This is a genomic window from Dehalococcoidia bacterium, from assembly GCA_022449765.1.
Classification (GTDB): domain Bacteria; phylum Chloroflexota; class Dehalococcoidia; order Lucifugimonadales; family Australimonadaceae; genus UBA2963.
In genome coordinates, this window is sequence record JAKUPZ010000002.1 from 38691 (window position 1) to 61954 (window position 23264).

Sequence of the window (23264 nt, forward strand, 5' to 3'; positions counted from 1 at the left end):
TAATCGTAACTAGCAGATCATCACTCATCAATGCATGTTTGTTAATCATTGTTGCCTATTACTGTATAAATAACTGTGAGAATCTTATTTGACAAGTGATAATGTCTAAACAGTAGTTAAGGGGTGTAAGTTGGATATTGCTGTCATTGGTGGAGCGGGGTACGTCGGGCTAATAACTGCGGTTGGATTAGCTAAGCTAGGGCATAACGTGATTGGTACAGATATCAACAGTGCCCGAATTGAAATGTTGCGCAAGTCTATTTCACCAATTCATGAGCCAGGTATAGAAGAAGCCTTGGCCGAAACACAGTCATTAGGAACTCTGAATTTTACGACAGACACAGAATTAGCAGTTAAAAACTCGAACGTGGTTTTCCTTGCAGTTGGGACACCTCCTAGGCACGATGGAAGCACTGATTTAAACCAGCTCAGAACTGCAGTGACTTCTATGGCAAAAGCTCTTACTCCAGATACTGTCCTAGTAATTAAATCTACTTTGCCTGCTGGGACACTAAATGTTATCAAAGGACTACTCGCTGAAGCTGGTGGTACCAATAAAATCGATTTTGTTATTAACCCTGAATTCCTTAGCGAAGGCAATGGATTAAATGATTTCTTTTTCCCTTCGCGAATCGTTGTGGGCACTGAATCAAGTAGAGGAGCTAAAATACTTAGAGAAATTTTTGCTCCATTTACCGATGGCGGATCAATTACTACTGATATTTTGATGTCTCGAAATGTTCCTTACATTGAGACAGACCCGGTAGATGCACAGTTGATTAAATACGCTTCCAACGCTTTTCTAGCAACAAGAGTTTCATTTATTAATGAAGTAGCTGCAATATGTGAGCAGGTGGGCGCAGATATTGGCAAGGTGGCAGAAGGGCTAGGGTATGATCCTCGTATTGGGCATCGTTATCTTCAAGCTGGAATTGGATTTGGTGGGCCTTGCCTTGAGAAAGACTTGGTTGCTCTAATTAATTTTTCGGGCTTAGAAGGGCACACGCCTCAATTATTGAAGGCTGTTCTTGATCGTAATGACGAACAAATAAGAGTAATTATTCGAAAAATTTCAGGTCTATTGGATAACCAAATTATGGGGAAACGAATCGGTGTTCTTGGATTAGCATTCAAACCTGGAACTAATGATGCACGATCCTCTTTATCACTTAGAGTAATGACTTCATTGTTGGAAATGGGCGCTCATGTCGTAGCCTCTGATCCCATGGCGATTCCTGACGCGAAAGAAATAGTTACATCAGCACGTTATGAAGAAGACCCGGAAGCTGTTTTTAAAGATGCAGATTTAATTCTATTTTTGACTGCTTGGCCTGAGTATAAAGATTTAGATCTTGCTCAATTATCAAAGGTAATGAAAAAAGCTCCTTCTATTATGGACGGAGTGAATTTAATGAGCAGGAAGACAATAGAATCTGCAGGCTTCAAATATGCAGGCATTGGGAAGCCAACTGGATAAATTCCCCTCTAATGAAAATACAAACTTTCAAAGGAAATTATTGGGAGGTGTTTATCAATTTTGTAACAGTACTATCCCAGTCTCCATTGAAATTAATTCCTCGGTCGTCTATATAAAAACGCGCGGTTGGCTTTCCAAAAACTAGTTGGTCATATTCGAAATGGTTATCGTTTAGCCAGCGAGTTGTAATTTCCCAATGATTAAAATGCCGAGCCGTAAATATTATAATTTTCCAGCCATTAAATCTGAGTGTACGTAAGGCGTCCGCTGCACCCGGCATTGGAGGTGCTGACGAGTAATCATCAGTTATTTCAGCTAACGTCCCATCTAAGTCAATGCATAGACTGTTTTGTTCTAGCGAATTCACGAAGTTAGTAAGACAGTCTTTCTTGTTGTAGGGTCGCTAGGGATAGAGGAATCTACGTATACCGAATCTCCAGGAACGTGAGTCGTTGAGACTTCTTCAATAATTACGCCTGTTTGCGAGGAAAAGCTGTGGATATGTCCCGGCTCTATAAGCTTTGTTTGTCCGGGCCCTAAGTGGTTGTTTTGACCATCTACAACTAGATCGACTGCCCCGTGAAGTACCTGAAACGTTTCCTCTTTTTGGATATGGTGATGCCCTGGATGATTTTGACCAGGGAATTGAATTAATATTTTCTTGGCATAGTCCCTATTAATGATATTTACAATAACGGCACCCTGCTCATAGAAATGCTCAATTCCATATTGGTGAGAAATTTCCAGCTCGGTTTCGCTCTCCACTGTTATTTGAGCACTCCGTAAAGCCTCTTCCACCCGCGCTATGATGCTGGAAATGATGAGAGATTTGGGGAGTTTTTTAGTGACATCTAATCCAATGGGCAAATTGGGGTGAATATCTGCCATTGGGGTGAAAGTATCCACTATTTCATAATATTTGCCAGCATGAAATTGTCCTTCAAAACATGGGGCAGATAGGAAGATGTCATCAGCTGTAACTGTTTTACCTGCGGGGATCGAATGTTTAGCGTAAATACCACGGCGTAATGATTGCAATGCATCAAATTCACCTTCTACCGCACGACGTTCATTCCCAACACCTCCACACGCAGCACCCGCTCTCACCGTAGTGGCAATCCATTCTTCTGCCTGCTCAGGGCTTAGACTGTAAGCATTTAACTTGACCGAATCACTAGGGACTCCAAAATGCCTTTCAAATAATACTGCACCTTTGGCTAATGCTAGTCCTCCAAACTCTGGACGTTGAGGATCTTCATGCCCTGAGTATCCAATTGTTATATCAGGATACCTTTCGGTGTATTGCCGCACTACATCTATTTGGAGATCTTCTGTAGCGGTAGGGTACACAGAAACGCAGTGCATTAACGCTAAGGGATTTCCGGAATTTCTAAATAAATCAACGACATCGTCAATTTCGTTGATACTAAGACCTCCAACAGAGGCAATCACTGGTAGGCCGGTTTTAGCAATTTTTCGTAATAGCGGCCAATCGTACGCTGAAGGGCTTCCTATTTTTATTGCTTCAAAGCCAGCTGCGACACATCTATCTACAGAAGGTTCATCGAAGGGAGTTGAGTAGATCCCTATCCCTGCATCTCTAGCTGATTTAATAAGTACATCAAAATCAGAGTTATGTAGTTCGGTTTCTCTAAATCGAATAGCTTGTTTAGTTACTGGATCAGATAAATCCTGCCCTCTGTCGGCAGGGTGTAAAAAAGTACTAAGTTCTCGAAATTGTAGTTTTAACCAGACACGTGCATTAGTGCGATTCGCTATTGCTGCCGCCGCTTCAACAATTCTAATTCCATGCTCGGTGCTCCCGGAATGATTATTGGCCATTTCAAGGCAGAAAAGCGGCTTCAAGCTTGACCCAAAATCAAATGTAGTATTTGTAGTCATGACCATACCTCCGCGTTGCCATGGAAGAATAATTTAAGTCGCTCGGTAACTATTGCATCCTCATTCTCTAATTGCGAAGCAGTGTGCTCAAGCGCTGCTAATCTCACATTATCAGGAATGTGGTCATATAGAGACTCCAAAAGTAATTCACCTATTAATGCTACCCGCGTGGATGAAGGTACTACAAAACTTATTGATTCTGCCCTGAATGCACCTTTGGAAAGTTGCTTTTCGTCTCCGGAACGTTGGTATACATGGTGATACCCATATTGCTCGTGTGTTGCGCGCAAATCAGAAATGGCTGCTTTGACAGGTGTGGAGATAGCGAATGGTTCAGAAGCGTTTGAGCTTTTGCTACGGTCGGGCACCAAAATCGCCATCAGTCCTTCAACTGCTAACAAGCTTCTAAGGTATTCAACAGTACCTTTGGGGAGAATAGGTTCACTATGAGTGACATAAATTACGTCGTAGGAGCGACTAAAGGGGATTTTGTCAGGAGTATTGCTATATACAGTTAGTTGTTTTTCCCCATATATTTCTTTTATTTTCGATGCCTGTAATTGCCAATATGCTACTAGGCCAGGATCATTTGCAAGATTAGAGAGAATTCGATAAGGGGCAACTATTTCGCAGAAATTATTTATGATTTCTGCGATGTCTTCGTTATCAGCATGCCTTAAGAATTGAAACAATTGAGTGTTAATGAGCTTAAAGCTCACTGTCTCTACAATAGCATCTTCTAATCGCTCTACCATCCATGTTTCAGCTTCACCTATACCATGGCTTGAGACGGTTAGTACTCGGCATGGAGAATTTGATGCTCCCTGGTGATCTAGATAACCCTTGGTGTAAGAAAGGGCTGAGATTTCACCAGTTTGATATATGCCAGATGCATATCTGTATATCATTAATAGCAAATGTGCTGGGCGTAAATGCAGATTATTGCCAGCTTCAAGGAAAATCATTATTTATCTATAGCTCCAAAAGGTTCTACAACTTTATCATTCATTGAAGATTCAATCGCGGCTAGGGCAAAAGATAGAGTTTTTAGGGCGTCATATCCATCGACCGGGACTTTAGGGCCGCCTTGAATTGCATTCAGCCAATGTCGAACCTCATTTAAGAACATATCATTTCGATCATCCTCAAATTGAATTACTTCCCATTTTTCTAAATTCGCTTGATATAAAGCGACCGTGTTCTTATAAAAATCCCAGTAAATATTACCCAATTCCCCCTGAATGGACAGTTCCTTACGATGGTGCCGTCCATATATATCCATATGTATAGATCCTATGACCCCAGAGTGGAAGCGCACTATGATTTCTGCTAGATCATCTGAATCAATTTCGAGCTTACTGAAAGTACCATTAACCCCATATATGGTCCTAGCTTCGCCAAAAAGCCACCTCATGATATCTATTGCATGGCTCTCATCTAATAATGCTCCTCCACCTAGTTCTTTTTTAGCCATGAACCATGACCGATAGTCTTCCCAAGGATGCCAATCAGGTAAATACTCAGAGAAAATGATATTCGCTGAATAAATTTGTCCAATTTGATCATTCTCCAAAAAGTATTTAATTTTTTGGAGAGCAGGCCAGAATCTATAGGTATAGCCTACGGCAACTACTAGGCTGGATTCTTTTGCTAAAGATAAGAGTTCAGGGACGCCTTCGCTCGTGTTGGATAAGGGTTTTTCTATAAGGACACTAGCACCAGATTTGATGGCTTCTTTGGCTACGTCTAGGTGTATTGAAGTAGGCACACAAACTACAACCCCATCGCACTTGCTCTTTAATTGCTCGGATAAATTATCCGAGCAAAGGATCTCACTTCCTATTCGTTCTGTTACTTCTTGAAGCCTATCCTTACGAGTATCTACGGCCACGAGATTCTCGACGCCAAGTGCCTTTAGGTTTCCGAGGTGCCTTTTACCAATTGAACCGCAACCAACGACAATTATTCTCAAAGCCATTTCCCTGCTAAGTACGTTTATTCATCAAGATCTCTGCAAGTGCCCAATCAATAGGGTTATCAATATTTACGGAATCTTCAGCGCTCATAATCATAGCTTTGATGTTTGCCCCACTCATTGAATTGCCAGTTGTAATTACTTCCGTGCGAACTACATCTACTGAACCATTCTGTATATATGCATCACCCAATTCTTGCCTTGGCATATTATAAGGCTCCTTGAATCCAGTGGTACTAGTTGGCACGAAAGGTTCAAGGAATCCGTTTTCTATTTTCCAGGTTTTTAGAGGATGTTGCGGAGAAGATGTAACTGTCCGCACACAATCGACTTTCGGGGTTTCTAGGAATAAATTGATAGCTTTATCTATATGCGCTGCTGTTCGAAGGGGTGCAGTGGGTCTTAAATGAACCACAATATCGGGAGAATAAGATTCATTGTCTTTTAGCCAAGATAGGCAATGTAGAAATACTTCTAAATCTCTTGAAGAGTCATCTGCAAGGTGCGCGGGGCGAATAAAAGGTACCTCACAGTTGTATGTTGCCGCACATTCTGCGATTTCAGTGTCTTCGGTTGAAAGTACTAGCCTCGTAATTAAATTTGAGTTTTGAGCCGCTATTACACTGTGGGCGATCAAAGGTAGGCCAGCTAATAGTTTTATATTCTTACGAGGGATTCCTTTTGAACCGCCTCTGGCGGGGATTATTCCTAAAATATGCATCCAAATCTACACATTCTTTTTAGATTAAAGCTCAATAATTGTACATTGATTTTAGCAAATTTAGTTTTTAAGACACTCTGAATATTGAACCAATTAAAATCTATATGAGGGTATGGATTCGTAATGTGTTGTACTGATGTACAATTTGGAAAGATTATGGATTAGCTTCCGCTTCTTCCATTAGAATGAGGGAGAGCGGGGCGGTTAGCTCAGTTGGTTAGAGCGCTAGCTTCACACGCTAGAGGTCACAGGTTCGAATCCTGTATCGCCCACCAGTAGATAGCCGAGGTGGCGGAACGGCAGACGCGCTGTGTTCAGGGCGCAGTGTCCTTAGGGCGTGCGAGTTCAAATCTCGCCCTCGGCACCAAATATATATTCTGCGCTAGTAGCTCAGTGGATAGAGCGCATCCCTGCGGAGGATGAGGCCGTGGGTTCGAGTCCCACCTAGCGCGCCATTATATTCCGAATTACTATATATTCACTGAAGTTATTGTCCTGTTCTCAAGGTAACGCGAATAGAACCTTTTCTGGAGGGACGAGTGCTAAGTATTGATGACAATATCTATATGACTCAAGTTGATCGAGGCTCTGCAATGGGCGATTTCCTTCGCCTATTTTGGGTTCCAGCATTGCTGTCTTCTGAATTACCCGGACCCGATTGCGCTCCGATTAGGGTTACTTTGTTGGGTGAAAAATTGATTGCATTTCGAGATTCCTCCGGTAAGGTCGGATTGTTATTTGAGAAATGTCCACATAGAAGAGCTAGTTTATTTTTTGGGCGCAATGAAGAAATGGGAATAAGGTGCGCATACCACGGCTGGAAGTTTGATGTTAATGGCGAATGTATTGATATGCCATCGGAACCAGTAGCTTCTAATTTTCGGCATAAAATTAAGCAGACTGCTTTCGCCACTGAAGAAAAAGGAGGCCTTATCTGGGCTTATTTAGGCTCAAAAACGTCAATGCCTGAATTCCCAGCATTCCCATGGATTAATTTACCTTCTAAACAGGTTCATATAACTAAGCGATTAGAACGTACAAACTGGATTCAAGGACTCGAAGGAGGAATAGATTCCTCGCATTCTAATTTTTTGCATTCAAACCTTGAATCATTTCGCATGACTAAAGAATGGGTAGAAAAAGCTGCAAAAGCATCCGACTTACGAGCAAAATATCACGCATTGGATCGATCTCCTGTTTTTACCGCAGAGGATACAAACTACGGAGTGCGGGTGGGTGCACGACGGGATATTGGTGAAGGTAAATATTATTGGCGCTTCACCCATTGGATGATGCCTTTTTACAATCTTTTCAAGAACGGAGATAAAGCACCAGGGATGAATAGTCAGGGTATTGCTTGGATTCCGATTGATAAGACCAATTGCTGGACTATTGTGATTACGTGGAATGAGCAAAGGGAACTATCTGATGCAGATATTTCTTCAGCTGATGATTTCGCAGGCCCAGTTATTACAGGATCGTTCGAACCTGTAAGGAATATAAATAATGACTATCAGATTAATCGAGAGGATCAGATACTGAATACGTTTACTGGAATTGAGGGTATCCAAGCTCAGGACATGGCAGTGCAAGAAAGCATGGGATCCATCGTAGATCGGAATGAAGAGCACTTGGGTACAAGTGACACCGCAATTATTGCAATGAGGCGGAGGCTTCTGAAGCTTTCCTCGGATTATTCGAAAGGATATAAGCCGCCTGCTGTTAATGATGGAAGTGTATACAGAGTACGTTTTGCAGAAGCGTTAGTTGACCAAAATCAAGAATTAAGTGAAGTGGAGCGCACTAGAATGTGCCAGCATTAGGGCTTGGGAGGAAGAGTTGTCGCGATTAACAATTAATGATTTGCAATTAATGAAAAATAAAGGCGAGAAGATAGCAGCTGGTGTTTGCTACGACGTACAAATGACTAAAATTTGGGAACGTGCTGGCGTTGATCTTCTTTCTGTTGGTGATAGCGTCAGTCGAACTTTTCTTGGAATGGAAGATGATTCCGAATTTTCTTTAGATGCGATGCTTTTATTTGGTAAAGCTGTCGCTCGCGTTGCCCAAAGAGCAGTAGTAAATGTTGATATGCCTACTGTTACTTGTAATGCAGGGCCGAAAGCTGTTGAGGAGGCTGCAAAAAGAATCAAATCTGAAACTTTGGCTGATATGACAAAAGTGGATATTCGAACACAGGAAGAGGAACTTTTTGATGATGTTTTAGCCGTCATAGGTACGGGATTCCCTGTGTATCCTCAAATTGGATTTGATGTTTGGGAGCCATCACACGGTTCTACTAAAGATTTTGACCACGTAATGAAATGGTGTAATGCAGTTCAAGATGCAGGTGCGGTAATGATTGACCTGACTAACGTAAGCCATGAAATTTACTCTGCGGTTGCAAACGCTATAAAGGTTCCCGTAATTGGGGGACAATCGGGACCTGAGGCGGATGGCAGAATTTATGTAAGCTATTTATTAACAGGATACCGATCAGATTCTATTGATAAAAACGACGGGACCCCCAGCGCTGCGAAATATATCTACGAAATTGCTTCAGATGCCGTTTCAAAGATACACTCCGGAACTTGGTGAGATCCCACTGACATATATAGGAGCATTATGATTATCGATTCCCATGGCCATTACACAACGGCCCCTGCAGGTGTACAGATTTTTCGAGCTACACAGATTACATTTATGGGCAACCCTGTAAAGCATCCTGTTAATGTTTCGGACGATGAAATTCGTGCGTCACTCGAGAAGGGTCAATTAAAGCTTCAGAATGAAAGAGGTACTGATATTGCGCTTTTTTCTCCAAGAGCGTCTTGGATGGGTCATCATTTTGGAGGAGAATTAATTAGTAGATATTGGACAGAAATTAATAATGACATCATTAAGAGAGTTTGTGATTTATTCCCTGATCGATTTATACCAGTAGCATCCTTACCTCAATCCCCCGGCGTTCCGCCTGAAAAAGGGGTCGTACAAGAACTGGAGCGAGTGGTTAACGAGATGGGCTTTGTTGGATGCAATCTAAACCCTGACCCATCAGGGGGGTTTTGGTCTGATCCTCCTTTAGGAGACCGTTATTGGTACCCACTTTACGAGAAGTTAGTTGAATTAGATGTCCCCGCAATGATCCATGGGTCGGGTACTTGTAACCCCGCATTTACGACAACGGGCTCACATTATATGAATGTGGACAATACTGGATTTGTGCAAATAATGGATTCAGATATATATAAAGATTTTCCTACGATCAAATTTATTATGCCTCACGGCGGCGGTGCAATCCCTTATCAATATGCCCGTTTCAAAGGTCTAAGCATAATGAGTAAAAGAATGCCTTTCGATGAACTATTAAGCAAAATGTATTTTGATACGGCAATTTACAATCAGGCCGCCACAGAATTTTTAATCAAAACTGTAGGTGTGGACAATGTGCTGTTTGCTTCTGAAATGATTGGCGGAGTCCAAGCTGAAGATCCAGATACTGGAAGGCAGTACGATGATACAAAACCTTATATCGATGGCATCGATTGGCTAACGGAAGCGGATCGTCGGAAATTATTTGAAGAGAATGTTCAGGTAGCCTACCCGCGAATGAAGCCGTATTTGGAGAAAATCCAATAGCTGTGCTTGTTATAAATATCCTGTCATTAATTTTGAGATTTTAAAATGGCGAAGCTTGTAGGGACTTTTTTCCATTCACACGGAGGGACAACATCTTTACCCCCGGAGCTTTGGGTTGAACGCCGGAATAACAGGCCGATAAGGTCGGATGTGCCCAATGAGTCACTTGCGAAGAATACGGCAAAATCGGAGCGAGTTCATAAGGGTTTTCAGACCCTAAGGGATAAAGTACAAGAGCTCAAAGTGGACGTTCTTATCGTCTTTAGTGATGACCAACTTGAGTGTTTTGATTTTAATAATTACCCAGCGTTTGCTGTATACGTTGGTGAAAAATTTAGTAAATCTCAACGAATAATAAGATCTCCATTGATTGGTCGCCATGCTCCCCCAGGGTACGAGTTTTTAGGACACCCTAAGCTTGCTACAGAATTATTATTAGGTGTAATGTCTCGAGGTTTTGATCCTGCTTTTAGTATGAATATGCCTAAACCAGACAAGGGCCTTGCTGGAGGCATAATAAGATCTGCTGAAGAGCTTACCAATTTTACGACGCCAATTGTTCCCATAATGATGAACTTATATTTTGCTCCGCAGGTTACAGGCATGCGGAGTTATTTGTTCGGCAAGGCTGTTCGTGAGGTCATTGACGAATTTGATCAAAACATTCGTATTGGAGTAGTCGCTTCAGGAGGGTTATGGCATACGCCTGGGATGCCCAATGCTTGGCTAAACACCGAATTTGATCATAAGACGCTAGATTTGTTAGCCAAAGGAGACGCCCGTGGAATGGCGGAACATTTTGATAGTTACGTTATTCCGGAAGATGACTTGAGTCAGGATATTTCAACTCAGATTCGCGTTAATACTGGTATGCCCTCTTTAGGTGGACCAGCATTTGGAACCCGTGAAACATGTGCATGGATTGCAGTTGCTGCAGTATCTGAGGGGAGTGCTATTAATATCGTTGATTATATTGATGTTTTCGCCTCACCTGTTGGTAATGCGTTTGCATATTGTGAGAGCTTTATTTAGGGAACATTCCTATAATTTCTTCAATTTTAGGATTGTACCTTTGATGCCCATGGTAAATCATCCTAGCTTGATTTCTATCTGGAGTGTAATAAACGCTTTCTTGAGTCATCATGATGCATTCGTTTTCTTCTGGAATTCGAAACACATTCATGGGGTCACCCCCGTCTTTTACTACGTCAATCGCTTCAAATAGCATTTGCCGGAACTGTATTACTCCTATATCTGATTCACCCAGCCTTTCAATTGTTCTATTTGTCACTGGTCCCTGTGTCACCCATGCCATGAAGTCTTGAGGCAGCGGAACCTCAAGATTGAGCTCTCCATTGATGTATAAAGGAATTTCGTAGTAAGGAACTACTTCTTGGGGAGGTACATCCACTTCAGAGGGGAATTGATATCGTGTATACACGACATGGAGGGTATTGTAATCATCAATCGGAACTCTAATCTGAAATTCTGTGCTGGTAGTTCCTGTAGTGGAGCGCAAAATATTTGGAAAAACCCAAGGATGCCCCACTTTCCAAATATCATCTTCCTCAGATGTGCCTTCAACAACACGTTTTTTGAATACCCCATGGGCAAATTTCTCAAAACCAATCTTTTGATGAGGACGAGCCATTGCGACTCTCCATGGGGGGACTTCGGCCCCTGTTTTTTGAGCTAAATAAAGACCGTAGACGCCATGCAACCATTCTGCATGAACAGGGTCGGTAGAGTTCTCTTGGCATTGAACCCAATTGCATGGGAGTATAGTGAATCCTATATCCCGCCATGCATGTTCTGTAACAAAAAGATCCCATCGGGGAACAAGGGGTGCTGGGGAAGGCCCTAAATAGGCAAATAGCAATCCACCTAATTCTTCTACCGGATAGGCAACTACATTGACTTTTTCTTTAAATCTGCCGTCAGGCCTTACTGTTTCTTCGAATGGTTGTTCAATGCATTGACCCTCTTTGTTTAACATCCATCCGTGATACATACATCGGAGGCCATTCTCTTCAGGTATTCCATAAGAAAGATCTACACGCCGGTGAGGACAAAACCTATCAATGAGCCCTATTTCCCCAGATTTGTCTTTGTACAGAACAAGGTCCTCACCAAGTAGCCTAACCGGTTTAGTTGGTTTTTCATTCAATTCAGCTGCCGCAGCTATAGGATGCCAATAACGCCGAAGTAACTCCCCCATTGGAGTACCTTTTCCAACCTGAGTTAGTAATTCGTTTTGTTCTTGAGTTAGCATGACATCCTCAAATGGTCGAATATGGAGACATTAGCATATTTTTGAGGAAATTATTTAATAATTGAGTAGGAGGAATAATGACTAAATACGGCTTTGAGGATCATTGTTGGCAAGATGTAATTAGCCCAGAAGACTTATATTTATATCGTCATTATGAGAGAGATTTGTATATAGGTGAACGACCTGCGCTTTTGGCGATAGATCTCTACAACATGGCCTATCAAGGAGGGGCGGGTGCAATACATGAAATTGCAGAGAAATTTCCCAGCGCATGCGGGGATTTTGCTTGGAATGCTATAGATCCTACTAAACAGCTTTTTTCAATGATGAGATCTCGAGGGCTTCCTGTTTTTTACACTACAGGAGAGGATCGCCAGGAATCTAGGCCAAACAAAGTACGCGCTACTAATCGGCAATCGACAAATACAAGTGAAAACCCTTTTGAAATTTTTGACTCGTTTAGTCCTGAACCAGAAGACACAATTATTTATAAGCAAAGAGCAAGCGGATTTTATGGCACTCCTTTAATGGCTCACTTAACCCAAGCTGGCATTGATACAGTGATTGTCTGCGGTGAGAGTACAAGTGGTTGCGTGAGAGCTTCAGTAGCGGATGCTTATTCGAACGGCTTGCACGTTGTGATTGCTGAGGAATGTGTATTTGATCGAGGACTGCTTTCACACAAAATTAATTTATTTGATATGCATCATAAATATGCGGACGTAATGCACTTAGACGAAATTGCTGAACGGCTAGAAGTATTTCCAGAAATATAACTATTAATAAAGAGCCTTCAATTTATATTGAAGGCTCTTTATTAATTATGATTTAGCTTGTTCTACTGCCTCTTCCATTCTTCGATGGAGTTCTCCCACAAGAGGGATAGCTGGTCCATACCTATCTGATTCCCACGTAGCTCCGCCTTTGTGATATTGGGCTCGCGTGTTGCGATTCAGCTCGACGCTGTTTTTAGCCCAATTGGGATCAGTCCACGTTTCAGCTGGTGCACCTCCTCCGTACAAAATATCCCCCATTTGAGTAGGATCCCTGAAAACATTCATAGGATCTCCACCGTCTTCAACAATCTTAATGTTTTCGTCAATTTGTTTGCGTAAAAAGACTACGGGGATATCAGTCCTCCCAAGATTTTCTGCAGTTCGATCAGTCAGCGGTCCTTGAGACCACCATCCAACAAAATCTTGATTGAGGATACAATCGAGAATTGGCTTTCCGTCTTCATCCCAAACGGGGACTTCATAATAAGGAACAAAATCTTGCTTTGGTGCTTCAACACCAGGAGGAGCAGCGTAGCAGTTATAATTTATGTGGTATGTGTGTTCATCATCAATAGGTACTCGGATTTGAAATTCACTCCATGGAGCCCCTGCAGCATTTTGCTCAGTATAGAAGGGGAAAATGACCGTAGAGTGCCGAGTTTTTTTATCTTCAGCAGCGCCTAGCTCTTTGGAGTAGAGTATTCCTTTTTCCATCCCGTACTCAGTTTCATGTACGTATAGATCTTTAATGCCATGCGCAGCATTGTGAAAATTCTTACTCATGCGTTCTAAGCGATCAGTATCACCCATTTTTTGCAGTGAGTATTCGAATAAATGGCCATGCAAGTAAACCCCATGTGCAGGATCACCTGTATTTTCTTGGCATTGTAGCCAATTTGCGTTTAAGACGGCGTAGCCAATTTGTCTTACAGAATTGGGCCACACAAATAAATCCCAAGGCGGTAGCAATGGAGCTGGATTTGGCCCCATATAAGCAAATAGCAGGCCGCCCATTTCTTTAACGGGATATCCTGAAAGCTTTATTCGGTCTTTGAACATATCGGGTCGTGCTTCTAATGGGGCTTCTATGCATGAACCTTGTGAGTCATAAAGCCATCCGTGGTAAGGGCACCGAAGTCCATTTTCGTCGGGAATACCGTAACGTAAATCTACAGCCCTATGTAGACATCTTTGGCCGATAAGCCCTACATTCCCTGATTTATCTTTGTAGCACGTGAGATCTTCTCCGAGAAGCCTTACTGGTTGCACAGGGTCTTCATCCAGCTTGGCAGATGGCATAAACGGGAGCCAGTAGCGCCTGAAAAGTTCCCCCCCGGGTGTTCCGGGGCCAACACGCGCAATACGATCATTCATGTCTTGGGTTAGCATATTTACCCTCCTACATTGAATATCTAATTCGCGCGGAGCATACCACTATATAGTTAAGTTGTAGAGTACAGGTTTTGGCCCTAGGTATTACATCAATTTACGGATGCGCTTTACTTGATCAGATAATACGCCTACTACTTTGTCAATTTCTTCCTCAGTAGTATTGGGGCTTAGGCTGAGTCGCAAACTTGCTCGCGAACGCTCATCAGTAATTTTCATTGCTCGCAAAACATGAGAAGGCTCTAGTGATCCTGCACTACACGCACTACCAGAAGACGCATAAATACCTTCAAGGTCTAGTGCCATTAACAAAGGCTCTGATTCGATTCCTTCGAAAGAAATATTAACGTTATTGGGTAGCCGGTGCTCCAGAGTACCGTTGATATGTACGCCTTCAATTCTTTCACATAAACTAGCAAATAATTTATCTCTCAGTGCAACACATTTTTTAGAATTCTCCACGCGGCGGTATTCTGCTTCCTCAAGTGCAACGCTCATAGCTACTATTCCTGCCACATTTTCAGTACCTGCTCGCCTCTCACGCTCTTGTGCACCACCTGCCTGTGTTGGTACAAATGGTGTGCCTTGGCGTATATAAAGCAGCCCTACGCCTTTAGGACCATGGAATTTATGAGCGGATAAGCTCATAAGGTCTACGCCGAGATCATCCACATTAATGGATAGTGCCCCCGGTGCCTGCACAGCATCTGTGTGGAAGTAGATTGAATGCTGCAATTCATCTGCTTTTTGGCGAATTACATCTGATATTTTCTTAATAGGTTGAATAGTTCCTATTTCATTATTTGCGAGCATTACGCTTACCAAAACAGTGTCTTCACGTATTGCGCTTAATACAGAATCTGGTGAGATTAACCCGTTAGCTTCTGGTTTTATGTAAGTGACTTCATAGCCTAGTAGCTCTAGTAACTTTGTAGCATGTAAGAGGGCATGGTGTTCTATTGCAGTTGTGACAATGTGCATGCCAATTTTTTTTTGGGCAAACGCGACACCCATAGTGGCTGCGTTATCTGATTCAGTCCCACCACTAGTAAAAACAATTTCACTCGGACGAGATCCTAATACTCTGGCACACCTATTCCTTGCTTGATCAAGTCCACGCCTAGCGCTTTGGCCTAACGAATACAGGCTAGAAGGATTACCGTACTCTTCATAAAGATATGGATTCATTGCTGCTACGGCTAAAGCAGACATGGGAGTAGTAGCAGCATTATCTAAGTAAATAAATTCACTCAAAATTGGTCATTGCCCTCTTGTGAATTCCGTAGTAGTAGGCACTAGGATATATCGTGAATAAGAGTGATGAAAGAGCTATGGTCGGGGTGCCGGGATTCGAACCCGGGGCCTCTACGTCCCGAACGTAGCGCGCTACCGGACTGCGCCACACCCCGAGTACTTGTACTCGCAATGAGGGAATTCTAGCATACGTATGGGGCATAAAATTAAAGTTAATATCTCTGCGTCAATTTTGATTTGTATTTAAGAACTCTCCGATGATGTCTAAGTCTTTTATAGTTTCTAATGAACGCCAAAATGCATGGCTTTTCAGAGCTGCCAATTTCCCTTCCTGTGCCAAATCGGGAAATACTTTGGTTTCGTGATCACCTATATCTGGGAAAAGCTCAATTGTTTCTTTATTCAATAAATAGGCACCACTATTTATCCAGTAAGGAAGTAGTGGTTTTTCTCTAAATCCTGTAACTGTATCCTCGTTCGTATCAACGACGCCGTACTGGCTGACCATAGGAGTTAGTGCAATAGTGGCCATTGCTTGTTCGTTGCTATGAACAGCACAGAGATCATCAAATGAAATATTAGTGTAAATATCACCGTTACTTGCATATACCAAAGAATCATTTAACCCTGCTTCGTAGTAGCCATGCTTAAAGGCACCCCCTCTCCCTAAAGGAGACTTTTCTTTAATGCACCGTACATCAAGGCCGTTTACTGGCTGGGAAGCAAAGTAATCGTTTATGACATTATGGAGGTACCCAGTCAGCAAAAAGGCTTTATTTATACTGTTATCACGCAGCCACTCGAGCTGATACTGAATAATCGGCTTTCCATTGACCAAAACCATCGGCTTGGGCCTGTTGTCCGTAAGCGGGCGTAATCGTTCACCTTTTCCGCCTGCAAGAATTAATGCTGTAGTAGGTTTTTCCATTACCATAATATGCGAGTCTATGATGTACTTTGCTTCGGGTAAATATCTATGGACTGCTGCCTAAATCCTCGATTCATTTTATACTCAATTAAAGCAGATGTGAGACGGAGAATGATGGATATCCCTGTTAGTTCTGATGTAGTTGTTATAGGTGCTGGTCCCGCAGGAGCTCGCACTGCAGAACGCTTGGCGTCTATGGGCTATCAGGCTTTGCTATTAGAGCGTGAAAAAGTGATTGGTGAGCCAGTGCATTGCACCGGAGTTGTTTCAACCGAATGCTTCGAGCGTTACGAGCTACCAGAAGAGTTAATTCTTCGAAAAATTAACTCCTTTGTACTTCGCTCTCCTAGTGGCCGAGCCGTTCAAATTAAAAGAAAGCAAACGCAAGCGTATGTACTCGATCGAGTAGAGTTGGATCAAGAGCTCGTCAATCGCGCAGTTCGTTCAGGTGTAAGCCTATATACCGAAATGGATGTTCGTGATGTTTCTTGGGAAGATGGCAAAGCACAAATCTCTTGCAAAATTGGATCAAAAGAGTACCAAATTCAGTCAAAAATAGCGGTTGTTGCGACTGGCTACGGATCACCTTTATCTAGAAAACTTGGGTTAAGTCAATTTGATTCGTACGTAAGTGGATCTCAGGTTATTGTAGATGCAAAAGGAATAGATGAAGTTGAAGTTTTTACCGGTTCTTCATTAGGCAAAGGTGGTTTTGGCTGGATAGTCCCTTGGCGTGAAAATAAGGCATTGGTTGGTTTGCTAACAAGAGAACACACGGTTTCGTATATGCATGCACTAATAAATAAATTGCAAGATCAAGGAAGAATAGGTTCTATTCTCAAGACCTATAGAACGAGAGCTATTCCTGTCGGAATCCCTCGCAAATCTGTGATAGATGGAATACTAGCTGTGGGGGATATTGTGTCACAAGCCAAGCCAACTAGTGGTGGAGGGATTCACTATGGAATGATGGCTGCTGATTTAGCTAGTACTACTATCAGTGATGCGCTAATTCAGGGAGATTTCTCAGCGCAAGCTTTGATGCCTTATCAAGAGCAATGGCATGCAGTACTCGAGCATGAGCTGAATCAAGGAGTTAAGTTGCGAGAGTTGATTGAGCAACTGCCTGATATAGTGATCGAGCAATTACATCGACTATTGTCGATTCCTGGAGCAAAACGTCTTCTTTCATCCTCTACATTTGATTGGCATAGCAGCTCTTTGACTCAAGTTTTAGAGAAATTACAGTTTCGTCGCAGAAATTTTAGTAATGACTAGTAATGCAAATCCTTTAGTTTCGGTGATTTTACCGACCTTTAATGAGCGAGAGAACCTCAAGGATTTGATTCCATTGATTTTCGCTGTGCTTAAGGAATATTCCTGCGATGTAATAGTAGTGGATGATGCTAGCCCAGATGGTACCGCAGAAATTGTTGAAAGCTTGCAACCCTCATATCCGTTCTTAAAACTTATTAAGCGCCCTGGTAAAAATGGACTATCTAGTGCAGTATTTGAAGGCTGTGATGCTTCCGTTGCAGAATGGGTCGTTATTATGGATTCTGATTTCTCACATGATCCATATGAAATCCCAGGGATGATTAACAAGGCAATGGGCGGGTTTGATGTAATTATTGGCTCGCGTTTTACTGAGGGATCTGCCTTTATAAATCAGCCATGGATGAGGATTCAAATTAGTAAAATATTTAATTTGAGTGCACGTTTATTACTCCGATTACCTTATCGAGATTTATTAACAGGATTTGCAGTGTGCCGGCGTAGGGAAATTACTCAAATGCCTACTCGTTATTCTGCCTCTGGCTTTAAATGGCTGCTAGAGTTGTTAGCTACTCAAAAAAACTTGAAAACCTATGAATGGGCAGTTACATTTCATGAACGAAAATCAGGGAACTCAAAAGCCAATTTGAGTGAAGTGTTAGCTTTTGTAAAATTGTGCCTTCAAATAATGAAATCGAACCTGCGCTCAGCTAGATAGTGCGCATGTTTTTTTTAATCCTTAAGGTCGCCCAGAGAGTCGAAGGAACATCTTTCCATGCGCGAACTTTTGAGCCTTCTGCAACATGCTTCCATTCAACAGGAATTTCTGCGACAGAAAAATTGAATTTTTTGGCAACTGCAAGAACTTCTAGGTCGAACGCCCATCCTGTTTCAGCAACTTTAGCTGAGATTTTATTCCAAGCTACCGCTTTGAATGCTTTGGCTCCACATTGTGTATCTGAGTAGGGCAGTCCAAGAAAAGACTTGATCCATATCCTTGAACAGACACTTATTACTCGCCTAATGAGTGGCTGAGTATTCCCTATCTGATTGCCATTGAATCGATCGGCGATGGCAATATCCGATTTTTTGAGCGCTGCTATGAGTTTTTGAGTTTCTTTGGCACCCACCATATTGTCGGCATCGACATAGGCAATCAAAGATCCTTGTGCACTATTCATTCCCTGTATGATGGCACCCCCTTTTCCAAGAGGATTTTCAAACTCAATAAGTACAACTTCTTGGGAGCTACCTTGGATTGAGGCTACTACTTCTCTAGTAGAATCATGGCAGCCATTCAGGACAACGATTATTTCAAATTGCCCTTTATGCGTGCCACTAAAACTAGATAGATATTCTTCTAGTGTGGGTTTTATTCGGTCCTGCTCATTGTAAGCAGGAATAACGATCGAGAGTTCAAGTGCCATCATTCGCCGCTGATTTAACTAATTTTGCGTAACTATTTAATAATCTTTTGATACCTACATTACCGACAAATGCTACGGTAATTTCGAAATCTCCAGGTCGTTCAGAACAATTCACTACAATCCCTTCTCCAAATGATGCATGTGAAACTTTATCACCTGCCTTGAAAGGATAAGCGATTTCTTCATTACGTGGCATTTCTACGACGTTCTCTATTTTAATCGCATGTGCTTTGCTGGATCTTGCCATTCGAGGCGTCTGTATCAACTGCAATGGTATATCCCGTAAGAAACGTGACCCAATGGCCGGGCTAGTCATTCCATACATGCGTCGACGAATAGATCTTAATAGGTATAAACGGGATTGAGCCCTGGTAATTCCGACGTATGCAAGTCGTCGTTCCTCTTCAATTTGGTCAGGGTCATCCATTGATCTTGCGTGAGGTATTAAACCTTCTTCCATTCCGATCATGAATACTACTGGGTATTCGAGGCCTTTTATTTGATGTAGTGTGATTAATGTTAGATATTGCTGCTCATTTTCTTCCAATGAGTCTTGCTCAGAGACTAATGTCGCATTTTCAATGAATGAAGGTAGGCTCTCTTTTGAGACGAGCCCGTTAAAATCTGTGGCTAACCCGCGTATTTCGCGAATATTATCTAAACGATCTTCTGCGTCTGGTTCGTCCGATTGCAAAAGGTTCTTTTTATATCCAGTCTGGTCCATTACAGCATCGATGAGCTCTGCTAATTCGAGTTCATTTGCTAAATCTTTTAGATTGTTAAGTAAAGTGATGAATTCACATAATTGCTTTTGTTGTCGATTATTGAATGGCATCTGTAGGGTGGAGGATTGATCGTTAATTAACTGTAGTGCTGTGTACGGAGGGATTTCAAGATTTCTTGACCAGCTGATCAATTCGTCGAATGTGCGCTTTCCTATTGCTCGAGAGGGTACGTTGATGATTCTTTCCAGACTTATCTCGTCATAAGGATCTTGCAGAAGCCTTAGGTAGGCGAGTAAGTCTTTTATTTCCTTGCGTTGATAAAAACGGACTCCCCCTACTAATTTGTAAGGTATTCCATAACGAATACATGCTTCTTCTAAGGCTCGAGATTGAGCATTGACTCGATACGTGATGACACAGTCTCTTAAATTGAACCCTTCTTCTTCGATTAGACGTTGTACTTCGGTTATGGCACCTGTAGCTTCTTCCTCCTCCGTGTAGGCCTCGGTAATGAAGACAAGTTCTCCTTCAGGATTGTCAGTAAACAACTCATGATCAATACGTTTTTGATTCGGACGAATTACGTTTTTTGCTGCTTCTAAGATATTGCCAGTAGAGCGATAATTTTGGGATAAATGTATGATCTTTGTTTCGGGATAATCCTTTTGAAATGACAGGATATTCGTTATATCTGCGTTTCTCCATGAATATATTGATTGGTCGGGATCCCCGACAACTGCAAGATTTCGATGAGATTTAGTAATTTCACGTGAAATTTGATATTGGGCGGTATTAGTATCCTGAAATTCATCCACCATTAAATATTGGTATCTCTGTTGATATTTATCTCTAATCTCATCAGAATTCTTAAGTAATTCCACGGTACGAGACAGAAGATCATCAAAATCAAGACCGTGATTTTGCATGAGTAATTTTTGATATTCGGTATAGACACGACTGACAATTTCTTCAAAGTACCCCGAAGCGGCATTTGATAACGCCTCAGGCCCTAGAAGTTTCGATTTTGAGGAACTAATCGTGGATAAGATTGCGCGTGGCTGAAATCTCTTAGGGTCTATCTGAGTAATCTCCATTGATTGCTTGATCAGATTCAATTGGTCATCGTCATCCATAATCACAAAATCTTGTGGAATCCCAATGGCCTCGCCGTCACGTCGAAGAATCATTGCTGAAAAAGAATGAAATGTTCCCGCTTTTAAATACTTAGACTTTTCGCCCATCAAGCGCTCTAGACGATTGCGCATTTCGCGAGCCGCTCGATTGGTGAAAGTAACCGCAGCTATTTGGCTTGGGTAAACACCTATTTGATTTAAATGTGCAATCCGATGTGTTATGACCCGCGTTTTCCCTGACCCAGGGCCCGCCACAATTAGAAGCGGTCCTTCAATGTGTTGGACCGCTTCTAATTGTGCTGGGTTCAATGCACGGGTTGAATCAAATATAGCCTCTGTCATAGAGAGTACTTCTAGGACACGCCGTAAAGGGCGTTAGGATTGGCAGTTAATATTTTTTCTACATCGGATGACTTTATGTCAGAACGGGATCGTAGATTTTGGACCATATGGGTCTGTGCAGAAGGGTCCGCATCCAAGCGCTCGTTTGTCCCAATAGAATGATGACCATAATCAGTACCAGTGACTAAATGGTCGGCGCCAATTATGTCCAATAGATAAGGCATGTCTTCAGCAACTTCGATTGAAATCCACATGTTGTATTCATCAAACAATTTAGGTCCAAAAAACTTTGGATCCACTTTCATGGTTCCTGCTAATTGGTACAGAGCAAAAGGAATCCAAGATGCTCCTGTTTCAATAAATCCGAAGCGTAAAGTTTTGAACATTTCAGGAATTCTGTTATGCACCAAATTCCTGAATGCCGAGATGGGAGGTAGGCGACCGTGAGTAAATGTATGACTACGGACTGGATCTATTAGGCTATTGAGCGCAGGCGCACCTTGACCTTGATGTATACATATTCCTAGGCCTAGGGACTGGGCCTCCTCATATACGGGGAAAAAATATGGATCGTCAAGCATGCGATCTTTTTCAATTCCACGAAAAAATACCCCGCAGGCTCCATTTTTTTTGCCATAGCGCATTTCTTCGATAGTTGCGTCAATATCACGTAAGGCCGGTACAAGTACCCAGTGGATTCTATTTTCCGATTTGCTAAAAACATCGGCCATATAGCGATTGTAGGCTTTTGCTAAAGCTACTTCATAAGCAGGTTCATCAGTTAGATATCCTAGGAATAAAGTTGGATATACAACTTGTGCATCAACATGAGTAGCGCGCATGCCTTCAAATCGCATTGGGATGTCTGTTAATTCTCGAGCAGGCACATCAGCTCTACCCCTCACTCTTGTCTGTGAAGTAGGAGTGACGAAGGTGTTTCCAGCACGTCCAGCAACTTTAGGAAAAATTTGACCGTCAATTAGCCACATATGATCTGCTGTTCCGTATTGAGTATCGTCCGGAACACTAACTATTACGGGGCGACGGGAATGCCATTCTGGCTCAAGGTAATCCCACATTTGTAGAGGTTCTGCGATATGCGTATCTGCATCTAAGATCCCTGCCATAATCGGTTACTCCTTTATTGCACTATTGAAATCACCATGAGTTCCGCCAGTTTTTTCCACTAGATGGATATCACTTATGATCATACCCCTATCAACCGCTTTGCACATATCATAAATTGTCAGAGCGGCTATATTAACTGCAGTTAATGCCTCCATTTCTACTCCAGTTTTGTAATCTGTGGATGCTTCTCCAATAATCCTTAGTTCACCTTCATTCCCCGTGATTTCAAAATCAACTGAGATTTGATGCAACGGGATTTGATGAGCTAATGGGATCAAATTCCAAGTGTTTTTTGCAGCGTTGATTCCTGCAAGGCGCGCTACAGTGAAGACTTCGCCTTTTTTAATTTTCCCCTCTTGAATCAGAGCCAATGTATCTTTTGCCATAGTAATTAGACCTGCAGCTTTGGCAGTTCTAGCAGAATCAGGCTTGGAACCAACATTAACCATTTGAGCTGTCCCTTGATCTGTGAGGTGGGATAATTTCTTTTCATGTTCGTTTGCCATTATTTTTTTTGCTCCATTGCCTCAACTGCTAATCGATCTGCTTTTTCATTCCATGTGTTCCCTGCGTGACCTTTTACCCAAATGAACTTCACATCTCTTGATTTAACCAGGCTATCAAGCGCCCCCCATAAATCTTTATTCGCATTGCGCTTCCAGCCTAAATTCATAGTGTTGACAATATATTGACTGTCAGAATTGATAACTGAGGATGAACCTTCTGGAGTGGCTTCTAAGCCCCTTATTACAGCGGTCAATTCCATCCGATTATTTGTTGTAGCGGCTTCTCCGCCCGAAAGGTCGTACCGGTTTTGATTTTCAAGCAGTACAACCCCCCACCCACCAGGGCCAGGGTTACCACTGCATGAGCCATCAGTGTAAATCTCGAATTTGCTCAT

22 protein-coding genes and 4 tRNA genes are annotated in these 23264 nt (G+C 42.2%); 11 read left to right on the forward strand and 15 right to left on the reverse strand.

Annotation, left to right across the window (positions count from 1 at the left end):
• Positions 1-130 precede the first annotated feature (130 nt).
• On the forward strand, positions 131-1477 hold the full coding sequence (locus MK127_01075) for a UDP-glucose/GDP-mannose dehydrogenase family protein (GenBank protein MCH2531396.1): 1347 nt from the start codon (positions 131-133) through the stop codon (positions 1475-1477).
• A gap of 37 nt (positions 1478-1514) precedes the next feature.
• On the opposite strand, the gene MK127_01080 is transcribed toward MK127_01075, so the two are convergent.
• From MK127_01080 to MK127_01100, 5 genes are read right to left on the reverse strand one after another with little or no spacing between them, the layout of a single operon-like run.
• Positions 1515-1844 (reverse strand): hypothetical protein, encoded by a 330-nt coding sequence (locus MK127_01080; GenBank protein MCH2531397.1) that lies wholly within the window; start codon positions 1842-1844, stop codon positions 1515-1517.
• A complete protein-coding gene (locus tag MK127_01085) occupies positions 1841-3379 on the reverse strand; it encodes an N-acetylneuraminate synthase family protein (protein MCH2531398.1) in 1539 nt (512 codons plus the stop codon). The genes MK127_01080 and MK127_01085 overlap by 4 nt, the downstream gene beginning before the upstream one ends.
• The gene (locus tag MK127_01090; protein ID MCH2531399.1) at positions 3376-4344 is read right to left on the reverse strand and encodes a hypothetical protein; all 969 of its coding nucleotides are present in this window, start codon (positions 4342-4344) and stop codon (positions 3376-3378) included. The genes MK127_01085 and MK127_01090 overlap by 4 nt, the downstream gene beginning before the upstream one ends.
• The gene (locus tag MK127_01095; GenBank protein MCH2531400.1) at positions 4344-5357 is read right to left on the reverse strand and encodes a Gfo/Idh/MocA family oxidoreductase; all 1014 of its coding nucleotides are present in this window, start codon (positions 5355-5357) and stop codon (positions 4344-4346) included. Before MK127_01095 ends, MK127_01090 begins: the two co-directional genes overlap by 1 nt.
• Before the next feature lie 7 nt (positions 5358-5364).
• A complete protein-coding gene (locus MK127_01100; protein ID MCH2531401.1) occupies positions 5365-6075 on the reverse strand; it encodes an acylneuraminate cytidylyltransferase family protein in 711 nt (236 codons plus the stop codon).
• 198 nt (positions 6076-6273) lie between these two features.
• Here MK127_01100 and MK127_01105 point away from each other — a divergent pair.
• From MK127_01105 to MK127_01135, 7 genes are all read left to right on the forward strand, one after another.
• A tRNA-Val gene (locus tag MK127_01105) sits at positions 6274-6350 on the forward strand.
• A 7-nt stretch (positions 6351-6357) separates the two neighbouring features.
• Positions 6358-6442, forward strand: a tRNA-Leu gene (locus MK127_01110).
• 12 nt (positions 6443-6454) lie between these two features.
• Positions 6455-6530, forward strand: a tRNA-Arg gene (locus MK127_01115).
• A gap of 84 nt (positions 6531-6614) precedes the next feature.
• Positions 6615-7898 (forward strand): Rieske 2Fe-2S domain-containing protein, encoded by a 1284-nt coding sequence (locus tag MK127_01120; GenBank protein ID MCH2531402.1) that lies wholly within the window; start codon positions 6615-6617, stop codon positions 7896-7898.
• A gap of 16 nt (positions 7899-7914) precedes the next feature.
• Positions 7915-8673 carry a 3-methyl-2-oxobutanoate hydroxymethyltransferase gene (locus tag MK127_01125; GenBank protein ID MCH2531403.1) on the forward strand — a complete coding sequence of 253 codons (759 nt, stop codon included), beginning with the start codon at positions 7915-7917 and terminating at the stop codon, positions 8671-8673.
• Between the two features lie 27 nt (positions 8674-8700).
• Positions 8701-9714 (forward strand): amidohydrolase, encoded by a 1014-nt coding sequence (locus MK127_01130; GenBank protein ID MCH2531404.1) that lies wholly within the window; start codon positions 8701-8703, stop codon positions 9712-9714.
• A 45-nt stretch (positions 9715-9759) separates the two neighbouring features.
• Positions 9760-10746: a hypothetical protein gene (locus MK127_01135; protein ID MCH2531405.1), complete on the forward strand. Its 987-nt coding sequence runs from the start codon at positions 9760-9762 to the stop codon at positions 10744-10746.
• Here MK127_01135 and MK127_01140 read toward each other — a convergent pair.
• Positions 10739-11986, reverse strand: coding sequence for a Rieske 2Fe-2S domain-containing protein (locus tag MK127_01140; GenBank protein ID MCH2531406.1), 1248 nt, complete (start codon positions 11984-11986; stop codon positions 10739-10741). The genes MK127_01135 and MK127_01140 overlap by 8 nt on opposite strands.
• A 77-nt stretch (positions 11987-12063) precedes the next feature.
• On the opposite strand from MK127_01140, the gene MK127_01145 reads away from it, so the two are divergent.
• Positions 12064-12762: an isochorismatase family protein gene (locus MK127_01145; protein ID MCH2531407.1), complete on the forward strand. Its 699-nt coding sequence runs from the start codon at positions 12064-12066 to the stop codon at positions 12760-12762.
• Between the two features lie 45 nt (positions 12763-12807).
• On the opposite strand, the gene MK127_01150 is transcribed toward MK127_01145, so the two are convergent.
• The 4 genes from MK127_01150 to MK127_01165 all read right to left on the reverse strand — a co-directional run bounded on the left by MK127_01150 (position 12808) and on the right by MK127_01165 (position 16333).
• Entirely contained in the window at positions 12808-14151 is a 1344-nt protein-coding gene (locus tag MK127_01150) for a Rieske 2Fe-2S domain-containing protein (GenBank protein ID MCH2531408.1), read from the reverse strand.
• 87 nt (positions 14152-14238) lie between these two features.
• Complete coding sequence (locus tag MK127_01155; protein MCH2531409.1) at positions 14239-15408, reverse strand: cysteine desulfurase; 1170 nt, start codon at positions 15406-15408, stop codon at positions 14239-14241.
• Positions 15409-15483: 75 nt separating this feature from the next.
• Positions 15484-15560: transfer RNA gene (locus MK127_01160), tRNA-Pro, on the reverse strand.
• 71 nt (positions 15561-15631) lie between these two features.
• A complete protein-coding gene (locus MK127_01165; protein ID MCH2531410.1) occupies positions 15632-16333 on the reverse strand; it encodes a nucleotidyltransferase family protein in 702 nt (233 codons plus the stop codon).
• A 111-nt stretch (positions 16334-16444) separates the two neighbouring features.
• Here MK127_01165 and MK127_01170 point away from each other — a divergent pair, with 111 nt between their 5' ends.
• The gene (locus MK127_01170) at positions 16445-17611 is read left to right on the forward strand and encodes an NAD(P)/FAD-dependent oxidoreductase (GenBank protein MCH2531411.1); all 1167 of its coding nucleotides are present in this window, start codon (positions 16445-16447) and stop codon (positions 17609-17611) included.
• Positions 17604-18326 (forward strand): polyprenol monophosphomannose synthase, encoded by a 723-nt coding sequence (locus MK127_01175; GenBank protein ID MCH2531412.1) that lies wholly within the window; start codon positions 17604-17606, stop codon positions 18324-18326. The genes MK127_01170 and MK127_01175 overlap by 8 nt, the downstream gene beginning before the upstream one ends.
• Here the strand turns inward: MK127_01175 and MK127_01180 are convergent.
• The 5 genes from MK127_01180 to MK127_01200 are packed head-to-tail and all read right to left on the reverse strand — an operon-like array spanning position 18319 to position 23264.
• Positions 18319-19038, reverse strand: a complete 720-nt coding sequence (locus tag MK127_01180; GenBank protein ID MCH2531413.1) for a glycosyltransferase — start codon at positions 19036-19038, stop codon at positions 18319-18321. The two genes, MK127_01175 and MK127_01180, sit on opposite strands and share 8 nt — an antisense overlap.
• Positions 19025-21235 carry a UvrD-helicase domain-containing protein gene (locus MK127_01185; GenBank protein ID MCH2531414.1) on the reverse strand — a complete coding sequence of 737 codons (2211 nt, stop codon included), beginning with the start codon at positions 21233-21235 and terminating at the stop codon, positions 19025-19027. Before MK127_01185 ends, MK127_01180 begins: the two co-directional genes overlap by 14 nt.
• Before the next feature lie 11 nt (positions 21236-21246).
• Entirely contained in the window at positions 21247-22362 is a 1116-nt protein-coding gene (locus MK127_01190; protein ID MCH2531415.1) for an amidohydrolase, read from the reverse strand.
• 6 nt (positions 22363-22368) lie between these two features.
• Positions 22369-22869, reverse strand: coding sequence for a cyclic pyranopterin monophosphate synthase MoaC (gene moaC, locus MK127_01195; GenBank protein ID MCH2531416.1), 501 nt, complete (start codon positions 22867-22869; stop codon positions 22369-22371).
• Entirely contained in the window at positions 22869-23264 is a 396-nt protein-coding gene (locus MK127_01200; protein MCH2531417.1) for a ribonuclease HI, read from the reverse strand. Before MK127_01200 ends, moaC begins: the two co-directional genes overlap by 1 nt.

Coding starts and splice junctions, on each gene's coding strand:
- MK127_01085 (MCH2531398.1), bottom strand. CDS start 3,379: ATGACTACAAATACTACATTTGATTTTGGGTCAAGCTTGAAGCCGCTT.
- MK127_01090 (MCH2531399.1), bottom strand. CDS start 4,344: ATGATTTTCCTTGAAGCTGGCAATAATCTGCATTTACGCCCAGCACAT.
- MK127_01095 (MCH2531400.1), bottom strand. CDS start 5,357: ATGGCTTTGAGAATAATTGTCGTTGGTTGCGGTTCAATTGGTAAAAGG.
- MK127_01100 (MCH2531401.1), bottom strand. CDS start 6,075: ATGCATATTTTAGGAATAATCCCCGCCAGAGGCGGTTCAAAAGGAATC.
- MK127_01130 (MCH2531404.1), top strand. CDS start 8,701: ATGATTATCGATTCCCATGGCCATTACACAACGGCCCCTGCAGGTGTA.
- MK127_01135 (MCH2531405.1), top strand. CDS start 9,760: ATGGCGAAGCTTGTAGGGACTTTTTTCCATTCACACGGAGGGACAACA.
- MK127_01140 (MCH2531406.1), bottom strand. CDS start 11,986: ATGCTAACTCAAGAACAAAACGAATTACTAACTCAGGTTGGAAAAGGT.
- MK127_01145 (MCH2531407.1), top strand. CDS start 12,064: ATGACTAAATACGGCTTTGAGGATCATTGTTGGCAAGATGTAATTAGC.
- MK127_01150 (MCH2531408.1), bottom strand. CDS start 14,151: ATGCTAACCCAAGACATGAATGATCGTATTGCGCGTGTTGGCCCCGGA.
- MK127_01165 (MCH2531410.1), bottom strand. CDS start 16,333: ATGGAAAAACCTACTACAGCATTAATTCTTGCAGGCGGAAAAGGTGAA.
- MK127_01170 (MCH2531411.1), top strand. CDS start 16,445: ATGATGGATATCCCTGTTAGTTCTGATGTAGTTGTTATAGGTGCTGGT.
- MK127_01175 (MCH2531412.1), top strand. CDS start 17,604: ATGACTAGTAATGCAAATCCTTTAGTTTCGGTGATTTTACCGACCTTT.
- MK127_01180 (MCH2531413.1), bottom strand. CDS start 19,038: ATGATGGCACTTGAACTCTCGATCGTTATTCCTGCTTACAATGAGCAG.
- MK127_01185 (MCH2531414.1), bottom strand. CDS start 21,235: ATGACAGAGGCTATATTTGATTCAACCCGTGCATTGAACCCAGCACAA.
- MK127_01190 (MCH2531415.1), bottom strand. CDS start 22,362: ATGGCAGGGATCTTAGATGCAGATACGCATATCGCAGAACCTCTACAA.
- moaC (MCH2531416.1), bottom strand. CDS start 22,869: ATGGCAAACGAACATGAAAAGAAATTATCCCACCTCACAGATCAAGGG.
- MK127_01200 (MCH2531417.1), bottom strand. CDS start 23,264: ATGAGCAAATTCGAGATTTACACTGATGGCTCATGCAGTGGTAACCCT.